General features: G+C 70.6%; 6 protein-coding genes and 1 tRNA gene. 1 reads left to right on the top strand and 6 read right to left on the bottom strand.

Annotated features, from left to right (window positions below; all coding sequences use genetic code 11):
- The 3 genes from VGR37_01295 to VGR37_01285 form a co-directional block, all read right to left on the bottom strand.
- A partial coding sequence (locus VGR37_01295; GenBank protein ID HEV2146030.1) for a hypothetical protein occupies positions 1 to 217 on the bottom strand: 217 nt, incomplete at its 3' end.
- Between the two features lie 61 nt (positions 218 to 278).
- Complete coding sequence (gene icd, locus VGR37_01290) at positions 279 to 1,580, bottom strand: NADP-dependent isocitrate dehydrogenase (protein ID HEV2146029.1); 1,302 nt, start codon at positions 1,578 to 1,580, stop codon at positions 279 to 281.
- Positions 1,581 to 1,722: 142 nt separating this feature from the next.
- On the bottom strand, positions 1,723 to 2,856 hold the full coding sequence (locus VGR37_01285) for a citrate/2-methylcitrate synthase (GenBank protein ID HEV2146028.1): 1,134 nt from the start codon (positions 2,854 to 2,856) through the stop codon (positions 1,723 to 1,725).
- Between the two features lie 225 nt (positions 2,857 to 3,081).
- On the opposite strand from VGR37_01285, the gene VGR37_01280 reads away from it, so the two are divergent.
- Complete coding sequence (locus VGR37_01280) at positions 3,082 to 3,627, top strand: sigma-70 family RNA polymerase sigma factor (protein ID HEV2146027.1); 546 nt, start codon at positions 3,082 to 3,084, stop codon at positions 3,625 to 3,627.
- An 18-nt stretch (positions 3,628 to 3,645) separates the two neighbouring features.
- Here the strand turns inward: VGR37_01280 and VGR37_01275 are convergent, their stop codons facing one another.
- The 3 genes from VGR37_01275 to VGR37_01265 all read right to left on the bottom strand — a co-directional run.
- Positions 3,646 to 4,020, bottom strand: coding sequence for a TraR/DksA C4-type zinc finger protein (locus tag VGR37_01275; GenBank protein ID HEV2146026.1), 375 nt, complete (start codon positions 4,018 to 4,020; stop codon positions 3,646 to 3,648).
- A 125-nt stretch (positions 4,021 to 4,145) separates the two neighbouring features.
- Positions 4,146 to 4,227, bottom strand: a tRNA-Leu gene (locus tag VGR37_01270).
- A 43-nt stretch (positions 4,228 to 4,270) separates the two neighbouring features.
- On the bottom strand, positions 4,271 to 4,477 hold a 207-nt coding region (locus VGR37_01265; protein HEV2146025.1), incomplete at its 5' end, for a hypothetical protein.

Raw genomic sequence — 4,477 nt, 5'->3', positions numbered from 1 at the left:
GGACGCGCCCCGGCCCGCCCCGCTCGCCGGGGTAGAGGAGGAGCGTCTGCCCCTCCTTCCCGGCGAAGTCGCCGCGGCCGTGGGCGGCCGCGAGCTGTGCGGCGGCCGCGCCGTCCAGCCCCGGGAGCGCGCCGGGGTCGGCGTCCGCGGCGACGGGGACGGCGAGGAGGGGGGTGGCGAAGCGGGTGGGGGCGTCGGCCCGTACGGAAACGTTCATGAAGCGCTGCATCCTCTGGAAGGGAGCGCCGCGCGGAAGGATCCGCGCGGCGCTCCGCGGGCTACATGTTGCGGACGATCTGCTCGCCGAACTCGGAGGTGGAGACCTTGGTCGCCCCCTCCATCAGGCGCTCGAAGTCGTACGTCACGGTCTTCTGGCGGATCGCACCTTCCAGGCCGCGGACGATCAGGTCCGCCGCCTCGGTCCACCCCATGTACCGGAGCATCATCTCCCCGGAAAGGATCACCGAGCCGGGGTTGACCATGTTCTTCCCGGCGTACTTGGGCGCGGTGCCGTGCGTCGCCTCGAAGATGGCGTGCCCGGTCACGTAGTTGATGTTCGCCCCCGGGGCGATGCCGATCCCGCCGACCTGCGCCGCCAGCGCGTCGGAAACGTAGTCGCCGTTCAGGTTGAGCGTGGCGATCACGTCGTACTCCGACGGGCGGAGGAGGATCTGCTGCAGGAAGGCGTCCGCGATGGAGTCCTTGACCACGATCTTCCCGGCCGCCTCGGCCTCCTTCTGCGCCTGGTTGGCCGCGTCGGGGCCGTCCGACTCCACGATCCGGTCGTACTGTGCCCAGGTGAACACCTGGTCCCCGAACTCGCGCTCCGCCAGGGCGTACCCCCAGCTCTTGAAGGCGCCCTCGGTGAACTTCATGATGTTCCCCTTGTGCACCAGCGTCACCGAGCGGCGGCCGTGGCGGACGGCGTAGCGGAGCGCCGCGCGCACAAGCCGCTCCGTCCCCTCGCGCGAGACCGGCTTGATCCCGAAGCCGGAGCTCTCGGGGAAGCGCACCTTCTTGAAGCGGTCGGCGAAGGTCTCCGCCAGCACCTCGCGGAAGCGGCGCGCGTCGTCCGTCCCCTCCTCGAACTCGATCCCGGCGTAGATGTCCTCGGTGTTCTCGCGGAAGATGACCATGTCCACCTGGTCCGGGCGCTTCACCGGGGAGGGGACCCCCTCGAACCAGCGCACCGGGCGGAGGCAGGCGTACAGGTCCAGGATCTGGCGGAGCGCCACGTTGAGCGAGCGGATCCCCCCGCCCACCGGCGTCGTCAGCGGGCCCTTGATCCCCACCAGGTACTCGCGGAAGGCGTCCAGGGTGGCGTCCGGGAGCCAGCTCCCCGTCTGGTTGAAGGCCTTCTCCCCGGCGAGCACCTCCATCCAGCGGATCCGGCGCTCGCCCCCGTACGCCTTCTCCACCGCGGCGTCCAGCACCGGCTGCGAGGCCGCCCAGATGTCCGGCCCCGTCCCGTCGCCCTCGATGAAGGGGAGGACGGGATTGTTCGGGACGCTCAGCTCCCCGTCGCGGATGGTGATGCGCTCCCCGTCTGCGGGGACCTGCGGCTGCCAGTTCTCGGCCATGGTCTAGCGGTGAGTTGAAGTGGTCCGGGACACGGTCGGCGCGGCGGACGTCCCTCCGCGCGGCGACAGGGTAGCACGAAAAACCTCCGGGGCGCAACGGGGTCACCGCCGCGCCCCGGAGGGCGGTTCACTGCCGGGAGCCTCAGCGCTCGGAGATCGGCGTCACCTTCAGGCCGCGCGGGCCGGCGTACTCGGCCTGCGGGCGGATGAGGCGGTTGTTGGCGTACTGCTCGAAGAGGTGCGCGGTCCACCCGGGGACGCGCGCCAGCGCGAAGACGCAGGTGAACAGGTCCTCCGCGATCCCGAGCGTGGTATAGACGGAGGCGGAGAAGAAGTCCACGTTGGGGTAGATCTTCTTGCCGCGCGTCTCCATCTCCTCGGCCATGGCCTCGCGGATCTGGTCGGAGAGGGTGAGCCACTTGGTCTCCCCCGCCTCGGCCATGATCTGGTCGGCCAGCTCCCGGAGGATGCTGGCGCGCGGGTCCGTGGCCTTGTAGACGCGGTGGCCGAAGCCCATGATCCGCCGCCCGCCCTCCAGCGCGTTCCGCACCCACTCCTTGGGGTCGGCGTCGCTCTGGTCGATCTCGCGGAGCATGTTCATGACCTCCACGTTCGCGCCGCCGTGCGACGGACCCTTGAGGGTGCCGATCGCGGAGGTGATCGCGGAGTAGACGTCCGCGAGCGTGCCGGCGGTGACGCGCGCGGAGAAGGTGGAGGCGTTCATCCCGTGCTCGGCGTGCAGGATGAGCGCGGCGTCCATGGTGCGGACGCGGGTCTCGCTCCCCTCCTCGCCGTTGAGCATGTACAGGAAGTTCCCCGCGGTCCCCAGCTCCGGCCGGGGCGCCACCGGATCCTTCCCGTTGCGGATCCGGTCGAAGGCGGCCACCAGCGTCGGCATCTTCGCGGTGAGGAGGACCGCCTTGCGCCGGAGCTCCGCCTCGGAGTTGTCGTCGGCGTCGGGGTCGAACATGCCGAGCGCGGAGACGGCGGTGCGCAGGGCGGCCATGGGGTCCGCGTCGCGCGGGTAGCCGCGCAGCATCTCCACCACCTCGCCGCTCAGCGTGGCCTCGGCGGCGAGCTGCCGGTTCAGCTCGTCGAGCTGGTCCCGGTCGGGGAGCTCGCCGTTCCAGAGAAGGTAGCAGACCTCCTCGAAGGTCGTGTTGCGGGCGAGGTCGTCGATGTCGTACCCGCCGTAGATCAGCGTCCCTTCGGCTCCGTTGATGTAGCTGAGCCTGCTCTGCGCAACGACGACTCCTTCAAGTCCGGCTTTGGACATGGCAGCTTCCTCTATCGCGATGCCAGGGATAGATTGTTTCCTTCCGCAACCCGCATGGCCTAAGTTGTGACCGCGGCGCCGTTCGCCCCGTCAAACCCACGGACCGGACCATGCAAAGCTCGTCAGTATAGCGGGGCTCCCGGGGCGTCGCAAGCCGCTCCCGCCCGCGCTTCCGGCACGGGGTCCGCTCCGCTCCATCCCCCCGAACCGACGCCCACGCGCCGAGTGACCGACGAGACCGACGCCCAGCTCGTAGCCCGCGTGCTCGCCGGGGATCCGGACCGGTACGCCGTCCTCGTGGGCCGGTACCAGGCGTCGCTCTTCCGCTACGCCGTCGGGATGGTCCGCGACGGCGACCTCGCCGCCGACCTGGTCCAGGACTCCTTCGTCAAGGCGTACACCAGCCTGGCGAGCTGCCAGGACCCCGCCCGCTTCGGCGCGTGGGTGTTCCGCATCCTGGTGAACCGCTGCAAGGACCACCTCAAGAGCCGGCGCCGCCACTCCCTCCCGCTGGAAGAAGACACCGCCACGACCCCCGACTCCGACGACCCGGGGGTGTACACCGACCGAGCCGACCTGCGGCAGCTCGTGGAGCGGGCCCTGGCGACGCTCCCGGAGGCGCAGCGCGAGGCCTTCCTCCTCAAGCACCTGGAGGGCCGCTCGTACGAGGAGATGTCGGAGATGCTGGACGTCTCCATCAGCGCCCTCAAGATGCGGGTCCTGCGGGCGCGGGAGGCTCTGCAGTCGCTTCTGCGGGAGTTCGCCGACTAGCGGATCCGGGCCGGCGGCCTACGCCGCCTCCGTCGCCTCCTGGTCCTCCTTGCAGAAGCGGGCGTGCGGGATCACCTCCAGCCGCTCGAAGCCGATGGGCTTGCCGCACCGCTGGCAGCTCCCGAACTCCTCCGGGGTCTTGTAGAGCCGCCGCAGCGCATCGTCCACCTCGTAGAGCCGGCGCCCCTCCTGGGAGGCGAGGAGGAAGTCCTTCTCCTGCTCCTGCGCCTCGGTGCCGATGTCGGCCATGTGGAAGCGGTACAGGCTCATCTCCCCGGAGCGCTCCCGCAGGTCCTGGGTGCGCTCCTCGAAGTGTCCCAGCGCCTCCAGCGCGCCCTCGCGCTCGCGGAGAAGCAGCTTCTCGATCCGGTCCCTCTGTTCCTGGGTCAGCATTCGTTTCCCTGTTCGCGTCGGTGGTTGCCGCCGCGACGGGACAGCAACAACCATTCCCGCCCCGGGAGGGTGGGAACGCACGACGCCCCGGGGGAATGCTCCCCCGGGGGCGTCGTCGTACGGGATACCGGGCGGGGGACTCGAACCCCCACGCCTCGCGGCGAACGATTTTGAGTCGTTTGCGTCTACCAGTTCCGCCAGCCCGGCGCGTCCGGAAACGACCGGAAGATAACGTCCTCCCGGCCCCGGCTCAACTGCCCGCCCCGCCCCCGGCGTACTGCTCCACGAGCTGCAGCGCGTAGACCGCGCGCCGGAAGGCCCGCTCCGGGTCGTCGGTGAGCACGGCTTCGCGGGCCCACCCCAGGAGACGCTCCACCCGCGCCGCCTGCGTGCGCGGGAGCGTCCGGCCATGCTCGCGGACCATCGCCTCCGCTCGCTCGAACGCGCGGAGCGCCAC

It is taken from the genome of Longimicrobiaceae bacterium (genome assembly GCA_035936415.1).
Taxonomy (GTDB): Bacteria; Gemmatimonadota; Gemmatimonadetes; order Longimicrobiales; family Longimicrobiaceae; genus JAFAYN01.
This window is presented reverse-complemented; position numbering and strand designations above follow the sequence as displayed.

Coding starts and splice junctions, on each gene's coding strand:
- VGR37_01285 (HEV2146028.1), bottom strand. CDS start 2,856: ATGTCCAAAGCCGGACTTGAAGGAGTCGTCGTTGCGCAGAGCAGGCTC.
- icd (HEV2146029.1), bottom strand. CDS start 1,580: ATGGCCGAGAACTGGCAGCCGCAGGTCCCCGCAGACGGGGAGCGCATC.
- VGR37_01275 (HEV2146026.1), bottom strand. CDS start 4,020: ATGCTGACCCAGGAACAGAGGGACCGGATCGAGAAGCTGCTTCTCCGC.